Origin of the sequence: Arthrobacter sp. S39 (assembly GCF_004320525.1) — a bacterium.
GTDB lineage: Bacteria > Actinomycetota > Actinomycetes > Actinomycetales > Micrococcaceae > Arthrobacter.
Genome location: NZ_SIHX01000002.1, coordinates 441,001 through 459,272 on the forward strand (window position 1 = coordinate 441,001; position 18,272 = coordinate 459,272).

At 66.9% G+C, this 18,272-nt stretch carries 16 protein-coding genes; 8 read left to right on the plus strand and 8 right to left on the minus strand.

The features are described 5' to 3' along the window. Nucleotide 1: 1 nt before the first annotated feature. On the plus strand, nucleotides 2–871 hold the full coding sequence (locus EYS21_RS05895; RefSeq protein ID WP_131132254.1) for an SGNH/GDSL hydrolase family protein: 870 nt from the start codon (nucleotides 2–4) through the stop codon (nucleotides 869–871). Nucleotides 872–885: 14 nt separating this feature from the next. Here EYS21_RS05895 and EYS21_RS05900 read toward each other — a convergent pair whose 3' ends face one another. Continuing rightward, the gene (locus EYS21_RS05900) at nucleotides 886–2,238 is read right to left on the minus strand and encodes a solute carrier family 23 protein (protein WP_131132255.1); all 1,353 of its coding nucleotides are present in this window, start codon (nucleotides 2,236–2,238) and stop codon (nucleotides 886–888) included. A gap of 258 nt (nucleotides 2,239–2,496) precedes the next feature. On the opposite strand from EYS21_RS05900, the gene EYS21_RS05905 reads away from it, so the two are divergent. Beyond that, nucleotides 2,497–3,102 carry a malonic semialdehyde reductase gene (locus EYS21_RS05905; RefSeq protein ID WP_131132256.1) on the plus strand — a complete coding sequence of 202 codons (606 nt, stop codon included), beginning with the start codon at nucleotides 2,497–2,499 and terminating at the stop codon, nucleotides 3,100–3,102. Between the two features lie 9 nt (nucleotides 3,103–3,111). Here the strand turns inward: EYS21_RS05905 and EYS21_RS05910 are convergent, their stop codons facing one another. The 3 genes from EYS21_RS05910 to EYS21_RS05920 form a co-directional block, all read right to left on the minus strand. Beyond that, nucleotides 3,112–3,555 carry a response regulator gene (locus tag EYS21_RS05910; RefSeq protein WP_131132257.1) on the minus strand — a complete coding sequence of 148 codons (444 nt, stop codon included), beginning with the start codon at nucleotides 3,553–3,555 and terminating at the stop codon, nucleotides 3,112–3,114. A gap of 106 nt (nucleotides 3,556–3,661) precedes the next feature. Next, nucleotides 3,662–4,894 (minus strand): ZIP family metal transporter, encoded by a 1,233-nt coding sequence (locus EYS21_RS05915; protein ID WP_131132258.1) that lies wholly within the window; start codon nucleotides 4,892–4,894, stop codon nucleotides 3,662–3,664. After that, nucleotides 4,891–5,976: a multicopper oxidase domain-containing protein gene (locus tag EYS21_RS05920; RefSeq protein ID WP_131132259.1), complete on the minus strand. Its 1,086-nt coding sequence runs from the start codon at nucleotides 5,974–5,976 to the stop codon at nucleotides 4,891–4,893. The genes EYS21_RS05915 and EYS21_RS05920 overlap by 4 nt, the downstream gene beginning before the upstream one ends. An 82-nt stretch (nucleotides 5,977–6,058) precedes the next feature. Here EYS21_RS05920 and EYS21_RS05925 point away from each other — a divergent pair, with 82 nt between their 5' ends. After that, nucleotides 6,059–6,733, plus strand: coding sequence for a metal-dependent transcriptional regulator (locus tag EYS21_RS05925; protein ID WP_131132404.1), 675 nt, complete (start codon nucleotides 6,059–6,061; stop codon nucleotides 6,731–6,733). Nucleotides 6,734–6,811: 78 nt separating this feature from the next. Here EYS21_RS05925 and pgm read toward each other — a convergent pair whose 3' ends face one another. Beyond that, nucleotides 6,812–8,464, minus strand: coding sequence for a phosphoglucomutase (alpha-D-glucose-1,6-bisphosphate-dependent) (gene pgm / locus EYS21_RS05930; protein ID WP_131132260.1), 1,653 nt, complete (start codon nucleotides 8,462–8,464; stop codon nucleotides 6,812–6,814). A gap of 240 nt (nucleotides 8,465–8,704) precedes the next feature. Between pgm and EYS21_RS05935 the strand changes: the two genes are divergently transcribed. Together EYS21_RS05935 and EYS21_RS05940 are read left to right on the plus strand one after the other, a co-directional pair. Next, nucleotides 8,705–9,637 (plus strand): nuclease-related domain-containing protein, encoded by a 933-nt coding sequence (locus tag EYS21_RS05935; RefSeq protein WP_131132261.1) that lies wholly within the window; start codon nucleotides 8,705–8,707, stop codon nucleotides 9,635–9,637. Between the two features lie 71 nt (nucleotides 9,638–9,708). Next, a complete protein-coding gene (locus tag EYS21_RS05940; RefSeq protein ID WP_131132262.1) occupies nucleotides 9,709–10,389 on the plus strand; it encodes a DUF4190 domain-containing protein in 681 nt (226 codons plus the stop codon). A 50-nt stretch (nucleotides 10,390–10,439) separates the two neighbouring features. On the opposite strand, the gene EYS21_RS05945 is transcribed toward EYS21_RS05940, so the two are convergent. Further along, nucleotides 10,440–11,138, minus strand: coding sequence for a FadR/GntR family transcriptional regulator (locus EYS21_RS05945; RefSeq protein ID WP_131132263.1), 699 nt, complete (start codon nucleotides 11,136–11,138; stop codon nucleotides 10,440–10,442). Nucleotides 11,139–11,272: 134 nt separating this feature from the next. Here EYS21_RS05945 and EYS21_RS05950 point away from each other — a divergent pair, with 134 nt between their 5' ends. From EYS21_RS05950 to EYS21_RS05960, 3 genes are all read left to right on the plus strand, one after another. Then, nucleotides 11,273–12,637 (plus strand): SLC13 family permease, encoded by a 1,365-nt coding sequence (locus tag EYS21_RS05950; protein ID WP_131132264.1) that lies wholly within the window; start codon nucleotides 11,273–11,275, stop codon nucleotides 12,635–12,637. 64 nt (nucleotides 12,638–12,701) lie between these two features. After that, on the plus strand, nucleotides 12,702–13,919 hold the full coding sequence (locus EYS21_RS05955) for a CoA transferase (protein ID WP_131132265.1): 1,218 nt from the start codon (nucleotides 12,702–12,704) through the stop codon (nucleotides 13,917–13,919). Nucleotide 13,920: 1 nt separating this feature from the next. Beyond that, a complete protein-coding gene (locus EYS21_RS05960) occupies nucleotides 13,921–15,441 on the plus strand; it encodes a carboxyl transferase domain-containing protein (protein ID WP_131132266.1) in 1,521 nt (506 codons plus the stop codon). A 40-nt stretch (nucleotides 15,442–15,481) separates the two neighbouring features. On the opposite strand, the gene EYS21_RS05965 is transcribed toward EYS21_RS05960, so the two are convergent. After that, nucleotides 15,482–15,841, minus strand: a complete 360-nt coding sequence (locus tag EYS21_RS05965; RefSeq protein WP_131132267.1) for a hypothetical protein — start codon at nucleotides 15,839–15,841, stop codon at nucleotides 15,482–15,484. Nucleotides 15,842–15,900: 59 nt separating this feature from the next. After that, nucleotides 15,901–18,003 (minus strand): hypothetical protein, encoded by a 2,103-nt coding sequence (locus tag EYS21_RS05970; protein WP_131132268.1) that lies wholly within the window; start codon nucleotides 18,001–18,003, stop codon nucleotides 15,901–15,903. Between the last annotated feature and the right edge of the window lie 269 nt (nucleotides 18,004–18,272).

Below are 18,272 nucleotides of genomic sequence, written 5' to 3' on the forward strand. Positions count from 1 at the left end.
CATGAACGTCTGGAAGCAGGACCGGCCAACCCGGGATGCCTCTGCAGTTCCCGCACCGCATCCGTGGCACCGGCTGGTGGCACTCGGAGACTCGTTCACTGAAGGAATCGGGGACCCTGAACCGCTCAGCGAAGCAGGGCTGCGCGGCTGGGCCGACCGCGTCGCTGAAGAACTCAGCGCCAACCAGCCGGATTTCGCGTACGCCAACCTGGCCGTGAGGGGCCTGATGCTGCAGCAGATCATGGACCAGCAACTGGCACCTGCCATGGCCCTGAAGCCGGATCTGGTGACGCTGTCCGCCGGCGGCAACGACATTGTCTTCCGGCGCAGTGATCCTGACCGGCTGGCGGAAAAAATCGACGACGGCGTCGGTCAGCTGACAAGGTCCGGCGCCACCGTGGTGCTCTTTGCCGGCCCGGACTGGGGAGCCACACCGGTCTTCAGCCAGATCCGCGGGAAGGTGGCGATCTTCAATGAGAACCTCCACGCCGTGGCTGCCCGCCACGACGCCGTGATGGTGGACCTGTGGTTCCTGCGGGAGCTGACCAACCCGGGCATGTGGGATCCGGACCGGCTGCACTTCTCGCCCCTGGGCCACCACACCATCGCGACCGCCGTGCTGAATTCCCTCGGCGTCCCGCATACCCTGGTGCCCCTGCAGCCCAAGCAGCTGCCGCCGCGAAACTGGCGGCAGGCCCGGGCGGAGGACCTCATCTGGGCACGGGAATACCTGGTCCCGTGGGCGCTCCGACAGCTGAGGCAGCACACTGCGGAAGACGAACTGCTGCACGCCAAACGGCCCGAGCCGGGACCGGTTTTTGGCATCGGCAGCCCGCCCGGACCGTTTATCGGCGGGAGCAGCGCCGCCTGACCCGGGCCGCCCGGTCAGCGCTTCTTGGGTGCCCGTTTCGCGGCCGCGTTGACCGCCGCCTTCACGGCGGGTGGCAGGCCGGCCTGCTCGGTCTCGGGCTCGGCGGCCGTGCCCCGCGCTTTCGCGATCGCCTTCATGCCGTGGTAGATCACCAGGGCGGCGGCCGAGCCCAGCGCAATGCCGGTGAATTTCAGTTCCCCAATGGTCCAGGTGTAGTCGGCGATGCCGATGATCAGCGCCACGGCGGCCGTGGTCAGGTTCACCGGGTTGGAGAAGTTGACCTTGTTCTGCACCCAGATCTTGACGCCCAGGATGCCGATCATGCCGTACAGCATGGTCGCGGCGCCGCCCAGCACGCCCGGCGGAACGGTGGCGATCAGTTCGCCGAATTTCGGCGAGAAGCTCAGCACGATGGCGAACGCCCCCGCCACCCAGTACGCCGCCGTCGAATAGACCTTGGTGGCGGCCATAACGCCGATGTTCTCCGCGTAGGTGGTGGTGCCCGAACCGCCGCCGAGGCCGGCCAGGACCGTGGCCGCCCCGTCTGCCATCAGCGCGCGGCCGGAGACGCCGTCGAGGTTCTGCCCGGTCATGGCTGACACGGACTTCACGTGCCCGATGTTCTCGGCCACGAGCACCAGCACCACGGGCACAAAGAGGCCCAGGACGCCCCAGTGGAATTCCGGCGTCTGGAACTGCGGCAGGCCAACCCAGGCCGCGGCGTCCATCTTTTCGTAGTTCACTTCACCGCGCAGCATGGCCACCAGGTAGCCCACCACCACGCCCACCAGGATGCTGAGGCGCCCGATGATTCCGCGGAACAGGACGCTGACCAGGATGATCGTGGCCAGCGTGATGACGGCGGTGATGGGGGCGGCGTCGAAGTTCATTTTGGCGGCGGGGGCAAGGTTCAGGCCGATCAGTGCCACGATGGCGCCGGTGACGATCGGCGGCATCAGCCGGTTGATCCAGCCCGCGCCGAACTTCTGCACCAGCGCACCGATCAGGGCCAGTGCGACGCCGGCAAGCACCACTCCGCCTAGCGCACCGGGCACGCCGAACTGCTGCTGGGACGCCATGATGGGGGCGATGAACGCGAAACTGGAGCCAAGGTAGCTGGGCACGCGGCCCTTGGTGATGACCAGGAACAGCAGCGTGCCGACGCCGGAGAAGAACAGGGTGGTGGCCGGCGGCATGCCCGTGATGATGGGCACCAGGAACGTGGCTCCGAACATGGCCACCACGTGCTGCATTCCCACCCCGATGGTCAGGGGCCAGGCGAGCCGCTCATCAGGGGCCACGACGTGGCCGGGCCGGATGGATTTGCCGTTGCCGTGGAGCTTCCATTTCATTCCGAGCATGCTCATGGCGGAGGCCTTTCGAGGGGGTTGCCGCGGGGGCAGGGATCTTCCGCAGCAAGAATACCGCGCAGGTCGTCATTCCTAAGCGTGTTCGCGGATCAGAACGGTCAAGGCCAGGAGCTGCGGGCTAGCCCCTGGGCCGGGCGCGCTGTGGGCAACGTCACCTGCCGTCACGGGAAGAGGACTCAATCGCTTGAAGTTGCAACCATAGGAAGAGAAACAGACAGCCGCCGCCTGGTGGGCTGCCCAGCGAAAGGTAAGCCAATGACTATTGCCCACGAAGAAGCGGCCATCGATTCGGCCGCCGTCGACGCCATCTTTGCCGAGGCCCGCACCGCCAACTCCTTCACCGGCGAGGTGACCGAGGACCAGGCCCGCGCCATCTACGAGCTCACCAAGTTCGGCCCCACCGCGTTCAACTCCCAGCCCCTGCGCGTCACCTACGTCCGCTCGGACGAGGCCCGCGCCACGCTCGTTGACACCCTGGCCAACGGCAACAAGGCCAAGACTGCCTCCGCGCCGCTGGTTGCCGTCCTCAGCTACGACACCGCCTGGGCCGAGCAGTGGGATAACTTCCTCCCCGGGTACAACGCGCCGAAGGCCATGTACGACGCCGCCCCGGACCTCGCAGCGTCCACCGGCAACAACAACGCGCACCTGCAGGCCGGCTACTTCATCCTGGCCGTCCGGTCCCTCGGCCTCGCCGCGGGTCCGATGACCGGAGCCGACTTCGGTGCGATCGATGCTGCTTTCTTCCCGGCCGGTGACCAGAAGAGCTTCCTGGTGGTCAACATCGGGCAGCCCGCTGAGGACGCCTGGGGCGCCGCGAAGCCCAAGTTCAGCTACGACGACGTCGTCCGCACCGTCTAATCCGAACCGTCAGGCAGAAGGTGCTTTCGGGCGCCGCTTCGACAGTTCAGCCTGGTCGCCCGCGGAAGCTGCAGTTGTTGCAGCGGCGGGGTCCGGGCAGAGGTGAGCGGCGGCGTCCCGAAGATCCTGGGCGCGGAACGGCTTGGTCAGGTAGGCGGCGGCGCCGGAGGCCATACCGGCGAGAAGGTCATCATCTTCCGCCCGGGCAGTAATGAACAGCAGCGGCGCCGAGCTCAGCGCCCGCACGGCCCTGGCCACGACGTGGCCGTCCATGTCCGGCAGCCCGAGGTCCAACGTGACCAGGGAGACGGCCGGGTCGGCGGCCGCGGCGATGCCTTCCGCTCCTGTGGCCACTGAGCGGACCTCGAAACCGGCACGCCTCAGCACCATCCCGATCAGTCCGCGGATGTCGTCATTGTCCTCAATGACAAGACAGATGCGTTGTTTTTCCATGGAAGCCCCCCGGCCCTAGCTACGACAAGTATAGGGCGCCACGTTTCCGGGTCGGGTGCGGCGTCAAAGGCCCCGGCGCGAGACTACATAGTGCGTGACTCTATTGCTAGGCCAGGACCAGCAGCCCGGTGGTGAACATGACTGCCAGGCCGAGGATGATCCCGGCCGTTGTGGCGGCCGTGAAGGTCATCCCTGCCTTGTCCTTCAGCATTGGGAGCAGTTTGACCGCCACCTGGGCCACCGCCCCGGCTCCGACGCCGAGCAGGAACGCGGCAAGTGCCGGCTGGTAGACGGTTGCTCCGATGAGCGCCCCGGCGATGGCCGGCGCTCCGGCCACGAGCCCCAGGGCTGCGAGCCGGGGAAGGCCAGGCGGCTGCTTTGCCAGCGGCGTGACGATGGCGAGGCCCTCGGTGGTGTTGTGGATGGCGAAGCCGATGATCAGCGAAGCGCCCAGGGCGAGTGAACCAACAGCGTAGGCGGAGCCGATCGCGAGTCCTTCGCCGAGGTTGTGCAGGCCGATGCCGATGGCGATCAGCAGCGCGAGGCGGTGCGGCGGAAGGGCTGCGGACGTGCCCTCCGCGGCCGGTTCACGGCGATGGCGCATCCAGGCGTCCGTTCCCTCCAGCAGCAAGTACGCCACCGCGGCGCCGAGGAACACCACCATCGGGCCGCCGAACGCCCTGTTGTCGGCAACGAGTTCCGTGGCTTCCAGGGTGGCGTCGATGGCCAGGAAGGCGAGCAGGCCCACCGTGACGCCGAGCAGTATGCGGACCCAGGATGCGGGCGCACGCCGCACGAACGGCATCCACAGCATCCCGAGGGCCACCGGAATGACGCCCACGTAGACGCCCAGCAGCGTCATGAGGGCAAAGAATGAACCGCCGCGTTCCGGACTCAGTGCGGCCGCTTCAATGGCCGCCGGGATCTTGCCGCCGTTCGAGGTCACCAGGGCCACCTCGTAGGGATCGCCGTCCACCCAGGAGTAGCTGATGGTGAGCGTGGTGGACTCCAGCGGGGCCATGGTCTCCCGGGTCTGCGTGAACATGGCGTAGTAGTCCGAGACGTTGACCTGGGCGATGGACACCGGATCCGGTCCCTCGTTGCGGACTGTGATGGCGATCTGTCCGGGCGTGAGGCGGACATCTTCGACGGCGATCTCCTCCTTGGGCGGGACGCCCTCGGAAAGTCTGTTGAGTCCGGGCGCGTTGAGCACGGTGAACAGGCCCAGCACGATCGCGATCAGGACCAGGGGCCCTAGTCCGAGCAGCCATGCCGGCACTGGTGGCCTGCGGTGCGGCGCGGCCGCCTGGCCGGCCGCCGTCTTTTCGTCCAGGCTCATGCTGCGCCTACTTCGAAGAAGCCCATCCAGCCCAGTTCCGCGAACTCGGTCTTGTGGGCGTGGAACATGTACTTGCCGGGGAAGGGAAAGCGCAGTTCGACGATGCCGCGCTGGCCCTGCACCTGGGAGATGGTGTCGGTGTATTCGCTGGGCGTCAGCATGGTGCCGGTGGGGTAGTAGTGGAAGAAGTTGCCGTGTATGTGGAAGGAATTGATGGGGTCGTATTCCAGCACGTTGATGAGGTGGATGCGGACCAGCGCGTGCTGTTTTACCTGGACCGGAAAGTCCATGAAGTGGAACGGCAGGCCGTTGACGGAATAGAACTCGTTGTCGTCCCCGCCGTCGGTGTTGTAGCCGTTCATGACCATGACCATTTCGTCGTCGGCCGGCGGGCGGCCCTCGCGGGGCTCAATGATGAAGCCGCCGTAGAGTCCCTTGGCGATGTGGGGTGCAAGCGGAGACTGGTGGCAGTGGTACAGGTGCGTGCCGAACGGCGTGGCGTCGAATTCGTAGGTGAAGCTCTGGCCTGGCGCGATCGAGCCCGCCCCGATGCCGGGTGTCCCGTCCATCCCGGCCGTGTGGATGCCATGGAAGTGCATGGTGTGGGGGTGGGCGCCGGCGTTGGTGAAGTTGATCCGCAGCGCATCGCCTTCGCGGGCCCAAAGTGTGGGGCCGGGGATCCGGCCGTTGTAGGTCCAGCCGGGGAAGGTGATGCCGGGCGCGATCTCGAAGTCCTTGTCAACGGCAACGATGTCCCACACCCGCAAGGTCCTGCCGTCCGGCAGAAGGCTGGTTTTCCCGCGGTCGAAGTCCCGCAGGATGGCGGTCGGGTCAATGCCGGCCCGCCCCGGCAGGACCGAGCCGCCCGCGAAGCCGGCGTGGCCGGCGTGGCTTGTGGCGGCCGCGGAGGTGGCCGTGCCGGTATTTCCTGAAGCGGTGTTTCCGGAACCGCCGCCATGCTGGTCATGACCGCTGGATGCGTGCGCCTGGAACGTCGAAAAGGCAGGGACGGCCGCCAGTGCGGCCGCGCCGGACAGCATGGACCGCCTGCTGGGGAGCTGCGCCGCCAATTTTTTCGGCATGCCGATTCCGTTTCACTTCATCGCGAAAACAAATTTGTTCGTTAAGCCTAACATTTAAGGTGGGCTTGGTACTATGGACGTCATGCCGGTCTCTGATTTGTCCCACGCCGCACAGAATTATTTGAAGCTGATCTGGTCAGCCACGGAGTGGTCGCCGGCCCCCATCACAGTCAGCGTGATGGCCGAACGGCTCGGCGTGCGGCCCTCCACCGTCTCGGACGGGATCAAGAAACTGGCCGGCCAGGGGCTCGTCACCCATGCGCCCTACGGCAGCATCGAGCTGACGGACGCGGGGCGCGCCCATGCCGTCGCGATGGTCCGCCGGCACCGTCTGCTGGAGACTTTCCTGGTGGACGTGCTCGGGTACAGCTGGGATGAGGTCCACGATGAGGCCGAGGTCCTGGAGCATACCGTCTCGGACACGCTGATCGACAGGATGGACCGGAAGCTCGGCCATCCCGTCCGGGATCCGCACGGCGACCCCATTCCCGGGGCCGACGGCCGGCCCAGCATGCCGAAGGGGACCCAGCTCTCCGCCGCCGCGGCGGGCAACACGGTGGCCATCACCCGCATTTCGGATGCGGACCCGCAGATGCTGCGCTACTTCACCGAGCTGGGTCTCGCGCCGGACACCAGGCTGACCGTCACGGAGCACCGCCCCTATGCGGACGTCACCACCGTCCGCGTGCACGAACCCGAGCGGGACATCGACCTGGGCGCATCAGCGTCCGATGCCATCTGGGTGGTCGCAGTCTAGGACCGGCCCGCGGCCGATCGCCGGCCGGCTCCCGCTGCCTGCTGCCATCCGGCGCAGGCAGCGGTCCCCAACAGGTTCCTAGGCGATGACGCCGTCCACCAGGGCCTTGGCCTCGGCCTGGACCTGCTTGAGGTGTTCCTCGCCCTTGAAGGACTCGGCGTAGATCTTGTAGACGTCCTCGGTGCCGGACGGGCGGGCGGCGAACCAGGCGTTCTCGGTGACAACCTTCAGCCCGCCGATGGACGCGCCGTTTCCGGGGGCCTCGGTCAGCTTGGCGGTGATCGCCTCGCCTGCCAGCTCGGTTGCCGTAACGTCCGACGGCGACAGCTTGCCGAGTGCCGCCTTCTGCTCCCGCGTGGCCGCGGCATCAATGCGTGCGTAGACGGGCGCGCCGAACTGGTCCGTCAGGCCCTTGTACAGCTGCGACGGGGACTTGCCGGTGACGGCCGTGATTTCCGACGCCAGCAGGGCCAGCAGGATGCCGTCCTTGTCGGTGGTCCAGACACTGCCGTCCTTTTTGTTGAAGGAGGCGCCGGCCGATTCCTCGCCGCCGAACGCGCCTTCGCCGGACAGCAGCCCCGGCACAAACCACTTGAAGCCCACGGGGACCTCCACCAGCTTGCGGCCCAGGCTCTCGGCCACGCGGTCGATGATGGAGGAGGAAACCAGTGTCTTGCCCACCACCGAGTTCGGGTTCCAGCCGCTGCGGTTGCGGTAGAGGTAGTCGATCGCGACGGCGAGGTAGTGGTTCGGGTTCATCAGGCCGCCGTCGGGGGTCACGATGCCGTGCCTGTCGGCGTCGGCGTCGTTGCCGGTGGCAATGTCGAAGGAGCTGCCGCCGTCGGACATCCGCTGGATCAGCGAGGCCATCGCCGACGGTGACGAGCAGTCCATCCGGATCTTTTCGTCCCAGTCCAGGGTCATGAAGGCCCACTGCGGATCCACGGTGGGGTTCACCACGGTGAGGTTCAGGTGGTGGCGCTCGCCGATCTCGCCCCAGTAATCCACTGCGGCGCCGCCCATGGGGTCCGCGCCGATGCGGACTCCGGCGTCGCGGATGGCGTCCAGGTTCAGCACGGAGGGGAGGTCGTCGACGTAGCTGCTGAGGAAGTCGAACTTGCCGGTGCTGTCGGCGGCGAGAGCGTCCGCGAGGGGGATGCGCTTCACGCCCCGGAGGTCGTTTTCGAGGAGTTCGTTGGCCCGGTTGGCGATCCAGCCGGTGGCGTCGGAGTCGGCGGGTCCGCCGTGCGGGGGGTTGTATTTGAAGCCGCCGTCGCCCGGCGGGTTGTGGCTGGGGGTAACGACGATGCCGTCCGCTTCGGGCGCGCCGGGCAGGCGGGCCTTGTTGTACGTCAGGATGGCGTGGCTCAGGGCCGGGGTGGGCGTGTAGCCGTGGCGGGCGTCGACCAGCACGTGGACGCCGTTGGCGGCCAGCACCTCAAGCGCCGAGTTCTGCGCCGGCTCGCTCAGGGCGTGCGTGTCCTTGGCCAGGAACAGGGGACCGGTGATGCCCTGGCCGGCCCGGTACTCCACAATCGCCTGCGTGATGGCAACAATGTGCTTCTCGTTGAACGACGCCTTGAGGCTGGATCCGCGGTGCCCCGAGGTGCCAAACGCCACGCGCTGGCCGGGATCACCAAGATCCGGGGTGATGTCGTAATACGCGTCAAGGAGCGCAGTGATGTCAACAAGGTCCTGGGGTTGGGCAACTGTGCCCGCGCGGCTAGCCATGGCACCAGCATGCCAGACGTGGGCTGGAGTCAAAACGCACTGCCCGAAATGCGGCCCCTATGACGCGGAAAGTCCCCCCGCCGCCGGCCGGAGGCAAGTAGTCAACCTGAGTACAGCAGGCCAAAAGTACTTATATACCGGGCACCCGCGTCGCTGTTACTTTCAAAAAACCTCGTAAGGACAAGGACGACGGCGGGACTCACCGCCGGGGTCGGACGGCGGAAGAGTGGGGGACCGGTCATGGCGGCAGGCGACAGCGCAGCCGAGCAGTCCCGGCTGGCTTCTGAACGGGTCGCACGCCTCAAACGCCAGCTGGACCTGGCCGAGCGGGCCACTAAATCGTGGGACACCAGCGCGGTGGGCGAACGGGTGGTGGCCGACCGGCTGAGCCAACTCATCCCGCACGGCTGGTACGTGCTCCACGACGTGCACTGGCCCGGGCGGCCGAAAGCCATCCTGGACCACGTGCTTGTGGGGCCGGGCGGCATAGTGGTGGTGGACGCCAAGAACTGGACCGGTGAGGTCCGCGTTTCCTCGGGTGTCCTGTGGCAGGGGCGGTATTCGCGGACCCAGTCTGTGGAAGGCGCGCTGGCCCAGTGCGCCGCGGTGGCCTCCGTGCTGTCGCCGCCGCACCGGCGGCTGGTCCGCCCGCTGATCTGCATGGCCGCCCAGCCCGACCTCTTTGGCATCACCAGCTCGGACGTGGCAGTGGCCGGCGTGGACCGCGTTGTTGCGGCGGTGACGGCGCTCCCGGCCGTGCTGGACCAGCAGACGGTGGTTGGCCTCTATGCCCACCTGGGCCAGATGCTGACCCAGGACCAGGAAGACAGTGCGCTTTTGGGAATGCGCGCGCCGGCCGAAACCCCGTCCGGGACGGCGGCGTCAGCCCCGTCACCGGCCGGAAGCCCACAGGCTGACACGGGACAGGCTGCCAGCGGGCCTGCAGGCAGGGGACAGCAGGCAGCCAAGGGACTGAAGGGCCGTCCGCAGGTCGCCAAGTCCGCCGGACACCGGCCTGCGGTTCCCCGCCAGGGCAGCCGCGGAACCGTGGCCGGAACAGGCGGCCGGAAGTCCCGGGCCCACGACCACGCGGCCGGCAGCATGGCCAGGCTCGTCCTCCTGGGCGCCTTTGTGATCTTTGCGGTGTACATCCTGCCTTACTGGGGCCGGTAGGACCGTGAACCGGTGGTCCCGGCAACAGTGCTGGCGGTAGGCTGGGAACACAGACTTTTGAGGGGGAAATCATGAGTGACCAGCCAACGCCGCGCCCGGATTCACAGGGGTCCGGCACCCACGCCTCGGGCGATTCGCCGGCAGGCTACGAGCCGCCGCAGTTTGTGCCGCCGCAGGGCACCGACATCCCCGCACCGCCGCTCTACGGCCAGAACCAGTTCGGGCAGAACCAGTACGGTGCCGGACAGTACGGCCAGAACCCGCCGGGGCAGGACCAGCCGCACCAGGGGCAGGGCACCTACGGCCAGCCGGAGTTTGGCCAGAGCCAGCACAGCGCCGGCCAGTACGGCCAGCCTGGCGAACAGTACGGCTCGCCCTATGCGCCTGCCGACCCCTATGGCCAGCCTTCCGCCTACGGACAGCCGCCCAGCCCCTATGGCCAGCCCGGCCCTTATGGCCAGCCCAATCCGTACGGGCAGCCTGCGTACTACGGCATGCCGGCTGAGCCCAAGGGGCTCAGCATCGCCAGCATGGTGTGCGGCATCGCCTCGGTCATCCTCGGCTGGTTCCTGCTTCCGCAGGTCGCTGCGATCATCACCGGCCACCTGGCGCTCAAGCGTGAACCCTCAGGCAAGGGCATGTCCATCACCGGGCTGGTCCTCGGCTACCTCTGCCTCCTGGGCTACGGCGCCTTCTGGTTACTGGTTGTCGTGGCCGGGGCCATGTACAGCACGTCCGGATACTCCTACTAAGCCACCGGCGGGACGTGCCGCAGTTCCGCCGCCCGCCGTCTCCTGACGGATCAGCGAAGCAGCTCCACGTCTGACACCAACTCAATATGGGCCAGCATGGCCTCCGCCGCGCCATCCGGGTCCTGTGCCCGGATGGCGTCCGCGATTTTGCGGTGCGAAGCCAAAGACTGTTCAGGCCGGCCCGGCTGGCCCAGGGATTCCATCCTGGTTTCCAGGATCATTTCCGCGATAAATGCCATCAGCTGCGCCAGTACCGCGGAATGCGCGGCGCCCGTCACCGCCTGATGGAAAAGCTCGTCGCCGTGGGTTCCCCGGTCTCCCTCGCCGATTTCGCCGGCCATCACTTCCAGTGCGGCGTCGATCGCCGCCAGGTCGTCCTCCGTGCGCCGTACCGCCGCCAACGCGGCCAGTTTCACTTCCAGGGTGCTGCGCGCCTCGACGATTTCCGGCAGCCGGCTCTGGTGCTCGCGCAGCCCCTTGATCACTGAAGCCACGCTGGGCCGCCGCGCCAGGACCGCGCCGGTCCCGTGCTGCACATCGATCACACCCAGCACCTCAAGTGCCACCAGCGCCTGGGCCAGCGTTGCCCGGGAGACCCCCAGCCGCTCTGCCAGGTCGCGTTCCGCCGGCAGCAGATCGCCTGGACCCAGCTGGGCGGATTCGATGTACGCGAGGATCTGCTCCACCAGCTGCTCATACAGCCGTGGCCGGGTCACACGCTCCAGTCCGAGCCGCGCTGTTTTCTCCACAAGAGCCTCACTACGTCGTCGATTTCTCCAAGAATACACCGCAGGCGTATTGACAGATTGACTCGGTGTCTAGGAGGCTAGTCCAGTGAGCCAGTTACTCACATCACACTCTTTAGACCCTAGGAGGACCAAAGATGTCCGCTCCTGTCTTGTCGATCATCATCCTGGCGGCGATGTTCCTGCTCGCCACCGTCCTGCCCCTGAACATGGGCGCTCTCGCTTTCGTCGGCGCCTTCCTGCTGGGCAGCGTGGTCCTGGGGATGTCCACCAACGACATCCTGGCCAACTTCCCCGGCGGCCTGTTCCTGACTATCGTGGGCGTGACCTACCTGTTCGCCATTGCCCAGAACAACGGCACCATCGACCTCCTGGTCCGGGGAGCCGTCAAAATGGTGGGCAGCCGCGTGGCCCTGATCCCGTGGGTCATGTTCGCCATCACTGCCGTCATCACCTCCGTGGGCGCACTGTCTCCCGCCGCCGTCGCCATCATTGCCCCGATCGCTCTCAGCTTTGCCGGGAAGTACAAGATCAGCCCGCTACTGATGGGCATGATGGTCATCCACGGCGCCCAGGCCGGCGGGTTCTCGCCGATCGCCGTTTACGGAGTCACGGTCAACGGCATCCTGGCCAAGACCGACCTGGACTTCAGCCCCACCGCACTCTTCCTGAGCAGCCTCATCTTCAACCTCGTCATTGCCCTCGTGCTGTTCATCATCCTCGGCGGCAGGGCCCTGCTGTCCTCGAAGGTCAGCCACTTCGTGGAGCAGGCGGCCGAAGCCCGGATGTCCGTCAGCGTGGGGGCCAAGGCGGGCGATGTTCCGTTCAAGGGCTTCGGCTCCGGCATGTACGGCCCCCGGGACCCTGCAGGTGACGGCGTCGCAGCCACCAAGGAACGGTCCGAGCGGATCCCGCAGCTGGTGACCATCGCCGGCCTGGTCGCACTGGCCGTCATTGCGCTCGGGTTCAAGGTGGACGTCGGCTTTGTCTCCATCACCATCGCCATCGTGCTGGCACTGGTCTCGCCGAAGGCCCAGAAGGGCGCCATCAACAAGATCAGCTGGTCAACAGTGCTCCTGATCTGCGGCATGCTCACGTTTGTCGGTGTGCTGGAAGAAGCAGGCACCATCGAATTCGTCTCCAACGGTGTGGCCGGCATGGGCATGCCGCTGCTGGCAGCGCTCCTCATTTGCTACATCGGCGCCGTGGTGTCCGCGTTCGCCTCCTCCACCGCCATCCTCGCCGCCCTCATCCCGCTGGCCGTGCCGTTCCTGTCCACCGGCGAGATCGGAGCCGTCGGCGTGATCTGTGCGCTCGCGGTGGCCGCCACCATCGTGGACGTTTCACCGTTCTCCACCAACGGGGCCCTGGTCCTGGCCAACGCCCCGGATGGCGTGGACAAGGACAGGTTCTACAAGCAGATCCTCGGCTACAGCGGGATTGTCATTGTGGCCGGACCGCTGCTCGCGTGGCTGGCCCTGGTGGTGCCAGGTTGGCTGTAGGTCCCCCACACCGCGCCGCGCCCCGCGCATTTCACCCCAACCACACCAAGAAGGAAACCGCCTGATGAGCACAGCAAACGAAGGCCGCAGGGGCGGCCCACTCTCCGGCCACCTCGTGGTGGACCTGAGCCGGGCGCTCGCCGGACCGCACGCCGGAATGATGCTTGCCGACCTTGGCGCCCGCGTCATCAAGGTGGAGAACCCGGGCACCGGGGACGACACCCGCGGCTGGGGCCCGCCGTTCGTCGGCCCCGAGGACGACCTGCAGTCCACCTACTTCATGTCCTGCAACCGCAACAAGGAATCCATCAGCCTTGACCTCAAAAGCGATGACGGCAAGGACGTGCTGCGCAGCCTGCTGGAACGCGCCGACGTCGTGATTGAAAACTTCCGCCCCGGCGTGATGGACCGGCTGGGGTTCTCCACCGCCGCCATGCACGAACTCAATCCCCGGCTGGTGATCCTTTCCATCACCGGATTCGGGCATGACGGCCCCGAGTCCCGGCGCAGCGGTTACGACCAGATCCTCCAGGGTGAAGCCGGGCTTATGTCGCTGACGGGCTCCGGACCGGACGACCCCCAGCGCGTCGGCGTGCCCATCGCCGACCTGCTGTCCGGCATGAATGGAGCTTTCGGCGTGCTCGCCGCGCTCGTGGAACGGGACAGGACCGGCCGCGGACAGATCGTGCGCACGTCGCTGCTGGCATCGCTGATCGGCGTCCACGCCTTCCAGGGGACGCGCACCACCGTGGCCGGCGAAGTGCCGCAGGCCCAGGGCAACCACCACCCCTCCATTGCGCCCTACGGGCTGTTCGCCTGCCGCGACGGCAGCGTGCAGATCAGCGTGGGCAGCGAGAAACTGTGGGCCGCCTTCGCCGCCGCCTTCGGCCTCGATGCAGCTGCACCGGGCTTCGCCAGCAACGCCGAGAGGGTGCGGAACCGCGCGGCGGTGATTGCCGCCGTCGAACGCGTTTTTGCCGGCTTCGGTGCCGTGGAGCTGCTCGCGAAACTGAACGACGCCGGGATCCCGGCCGGGAAGGTCCGCTCGCTGGATGAGGTGTACGCGTGGGAGCAGGTGGCGTCACAGGGGTTGGTGGTTGACGTCGAGCACCCGCTGCTGGGCAAGGTCAGCCTGCCCGGGCCGCCGCTGAGGTTTTTCGCGCCCGGTGACACGGCCGAGATCACCGTGACGGCCCACGACGCGCCGCCACTGCTGGACGAGGACGGGCAGAGCATCCGCGAATGGCTGGGCATGGCGGCGTCCGTCGCGGGGGTGAAATAGGATGCCGACGACGGAAAAGGTCCGCCACCTGAACGCCGCCGAACTGCTGGACGCCGTTGTCGACCAGGGCACCTTTGTCTCCTGGGACGAGCCCGCGCAGCAACCGCAGGCCAACGGGGACTACGCCCGTGATCTTGCCAGGGCGCGGGAACGGAGCGGGAGGGACGAATCCGTCGTCACAGGATCCGGGCTGATCCGCGGACACCGGGTGGCGGTCATCGTCAGCGAGTTCTCCTTCCTGGCCGGATCGATCGGCCATGCCGCGGCCCAGCGGATTGTGGCGGCCGTGGAGCGGGCAACGGCCGAAGGCCTGCCGCTGCTGGCCGGACCCGCCTCCGGCGGCACACGCATGCAGGAGGGGACGCTCGCGTTCCTGTCCATGGTCAAGATCACCGGAGCCGTGCGCGCCCACCGCCAGGCAGGACTGCCGTACCTGGTCTATCTCCGGCACCCCACCACCGGGGGAGTGATGGCTTCCTGGGGTTCACTCGGCCATATCAATGTGGCGGAACCGGGGGCGCTGCTGGGGTTCCTGGGTCCGCGCGTTTACGAGGCCCTCTACGGGGAGGCCTTTCCCGACGGCGTGCAGGTTGCGGAAAACCTGTTCAGCAAGGGCCTGATCGACGCCGTCGTGGAACCGGCCGAGCTGCCGGCGATCATCGGGCGGGCGCTGGACATCCTGGCGGTGAAGCCCGTGGCCGGATCCGTCTCCGGGACGGCCGCATCGCCGGCCACCCTCGCGGTCCGGCCCTCCGCCGTGGACGCATGGACGTCCATCGGCATCTCCCGGCAGCCCCGCCGCCCTGACCTGCGCCAGCTCCTGCGGTACGGCGCCGATGACGCGCTGCCACTCAATGGCACCGGCCAGGGCGAAAAGGACCCCGGACTGCTGCTGGCGCTGGCCCGCTTCGGCGGACAGTCCTGCATCGTCCTGGGCCACGCCCGGCCCCTGCGCAAGGATGCTGCGGGAATGGGGCCGGGCTCGCTGCGGGAGGCGCGCCGGGGCATGAAGCTCGCCGAGGAACTGCGCCTGCCGCTGCTGACCGTGATCGACACCGCCGGCGCAGCCCTTTCGCAGGAAGCGGAGGAGGGCGGCCTGGCGGGTGAGATCGCGCGGTCCCTGCACGAACTGATCGGGCTGGAGTCGCCGTCGGTCTCGGTACTGCTGGGCCAGGGCGCCGGCGGCGGGGCGCTGGCACTGCTCCCGGCGGACCGGACCATCGCCGCGCAGCACAGCTGGCTCTCACCGCTGCCGCCCGAAGGGGCCAGCGCGATTGTGCACCGCAGCACCGAATTTGCGCCGCAGATGGCCGATGCGCAGGGCGTCAACGTCGCCGCGCTCTACGCCAACGGCCTGGTGGACCACATCGTGGATGAGCGGGACGACGCGTCACTGGAGCCCAAGGACTTCTGCGCCCGCATGGCGAAGGCCATCGAATACGAGCTCGGAACCCTGGCGGAGATCCCCGTAGCTGAACTGCTGGCGTCCCGCGCCCGGAAGTACCGGGAACTCGGCCGGTAGGGCTCAGTTCTGGGTCTTTGCTCCGAGGTCCTGCGGCGTCCTAGGTGGCGGCGATCCGCGCTGCGTGTTCGCGTTCCGCACCGCTCAGCACTGCGGCATGGCTGTCCAGCAGGGCCCAGTCCGTCGTCACGCCATCCGGGCCGGTGAGCGAGCCCGACGCCAGGGCTTTGTCTATCCGACGGCGGACCTCGGCTTCCTGCCCCGGGTCGGTGGCGACGACGATCCGCAGTTCCACTGCACCACCTTGCCGCTCAGGGCTGGTGTGGTGCGGGGCCAGCGGACAGGGCGGAACGTGATCCCAGCTCCCGCATAGCTCCAGCGTGATGGCGGCACCCGGCGCTGCCAGGTCGGCGTCCGGGTCCATCCGCAGGGAGGCCGCGTGTACGTAGTGTCCTGGCATGCTGCCATTGTCCCAGCACCGATGAGGCCCGCGCAGGGGTGGCCGGGCCCCCGGCAGGGTCAGGGTAGCGCGCGGACAGTAACCTGGCAGGACCCCGACGTACCTTCGAGGCCAAGAGTGAGCATCTGGTCCCACGCCACGCCAGCGGCACCTGGTGCCGGGACTGCGAGAGTCTGTTCTGTACCCGGCTCCAGCTTGCCTTGGGTGACGTTCGGGGCATCGACGGTCCCGTTCGCAGCGGGTGGCGCAACGGTTGACCACTGGTACGTGAGGCCGTCGCAACCGGCAATGGCGGATCGCAGACCGATCGAGCGTGCAGTCGCGCCGTTGACAAGCAACTGAGTAGGTGACGCGAGGGGACCGGCGGAGGTGGTCCAGGCCGTGGGAGTCTGGGCGCTTGGTCCTTCAGTGCGCAGATCATGATCCGTCAGCAGGGCGACCGATCCCTGCAGCCCCTGCCCCGTGCCGGCCGGCAGATAGGGCTGGATGGCTGCCGCGAAAGCGAGGGCCTCGGATTCCGGGATGACCAGGTGGACCGCCCGCAGGTCCGCAAGTTCCCCCGGGATGCCGGCGTCGAGCGGTTGTGAGGATTTGATCCACCGCTGGGCGGCGGGCGAATTGAGGAACTCATTCACCGCTTGCAGATTGCGGTGACCTTCCGGCAGGTCGGGTACCCATTGGCGGGAAACCAGGACAGTACGCCCGTCGTCGCCGATGAGACCGGACCAGGGCAGGGCATCCCGCAGGTCCACTTGAGGAAGCTGGTAGATGTCCGGAGTGGGGGCCCCGGCCTGTTGGACGTAGGTCTGGAACAGAAGGCTCGAGTTGAAGGACATGGAGGCAATCGGCACCATGACGGGCCCGTTGGTGCTGGCCAGGGTCCTGGCTGTTGTCGCGATCGCTACGAGATTGTCGAAATTCGTTTGAACGAAAGGCTCAGTGACGCTGGGGAACAGGCCCAGGGGCAGTTTTGACGCCGCGATGCGGGGCGCCAGCAGGGCCGGCACCGGGGCAAACATAAACACAAACAAAGCCGCCGTGAGTCCCAGAGCGACCACCTGGCGGACAATGAGGCGTGGTCGCGGCACCATCCGAATTACGCCGGCAACTCCAAGCGTCATCAGGAGCGGCCAGACATGGACCTGATGGATGATGCCCGCTTGCTTCTGAGTGATGGCCCACAGTATCTCGGAGACGCCCAGGAAAGCGGCAACGAAGAGAGCGTTGCGGGTGACTGCGGCGGACGTCCTCCGGGCTATTACCAACCACAGGGCAAGGACGGCTGCTGCCGCGAGTACCAGGGCAACAAAGCCGCCGGCAAAGGACAGGTTGCTGGAGAGGGCTTCCTTAACCGAGGTCTGATAACTGACATAGAAAAGGGAATTGTCCCGCGTGAAGATTGACGCCAGAGTCCCGGGTGTGACAATCGCGACGGCAGCGATCACACCTGCTGCTCCGAGCAGAACCCTCAAACTCAGTGCCTCTTTGACGAGGTGCAGGCCCCATGACGCTGGATGCCTGTACCTAAGTGCGGCGACTGAGTACGCAAGGAGGTAACACGCGACGACGGCTGTGAGATCGAAGAGGAAGTTCTTCTTCACCAGGAGTGCAGCTCCGGCAACCAACACTGCCCAGAACAGGGTCGACCGCCGCATGGGACGGGACACCAGGATCCACACAGCAGCAAGGATCAGCGACATCCCGATCAGGTCGGGGACGCCCTGAACGCATACGAGGAAAGCCAGCGGGTTGAGTCCTGCCACCAGCACCATCCACGGCGAGACGCGCAATCCGAAGACCCGGCAGGCAATTTTGGTGGTGAACACCGTCATCGGAACCAGGCCGATCAGGCCCATGGCGCTGATGTATGGTACTCGCAGGTTCAGGAGCTCAGGTGGCAAAACCGCCAGCGGCAGGGACCAGTACGGAGGGTACTCGCTCAACGACTGCGTCTTGAGCCAATCGAAGAGATCGTGTGGACCCTGGCGAAGCGCTACTGAGGCATTGATTGCCACTTCCTGGAAGCCACGCGGATCGTAGAAGTAAATCCGGTGTTCACCGGCAACATACAGCACAAGAATCCCGAGGATGGCGCCTAGCGGCAGGACCCAGTTGAGGAGAAATTCACGGCTGAGCAGTCCCCAGGCACCCGTCCGCCTCATGTTTTCCTTACCCGTCATTCCTCGCCATCCGTCTTCCCCACGAAACTGATTTGAAAGTCCGGTAGCCTCCCCGGAGTTGCCCCGGCTCCTCACCGTGGACCCCATCAACCCTACCGAACTAAGCGAGACGGCCGTGGTCGGCAGTGCAGAGGAAGCCCGTGACACGCATCGCATCGCAAGGGGAGGCGAAGGCGTCTATGCGAACATTTCCCGTGATTTCAGGGTGCTCTTGACAGCGGAAAGGCCTCCGCGGGGAGGCCTTTCTTCGG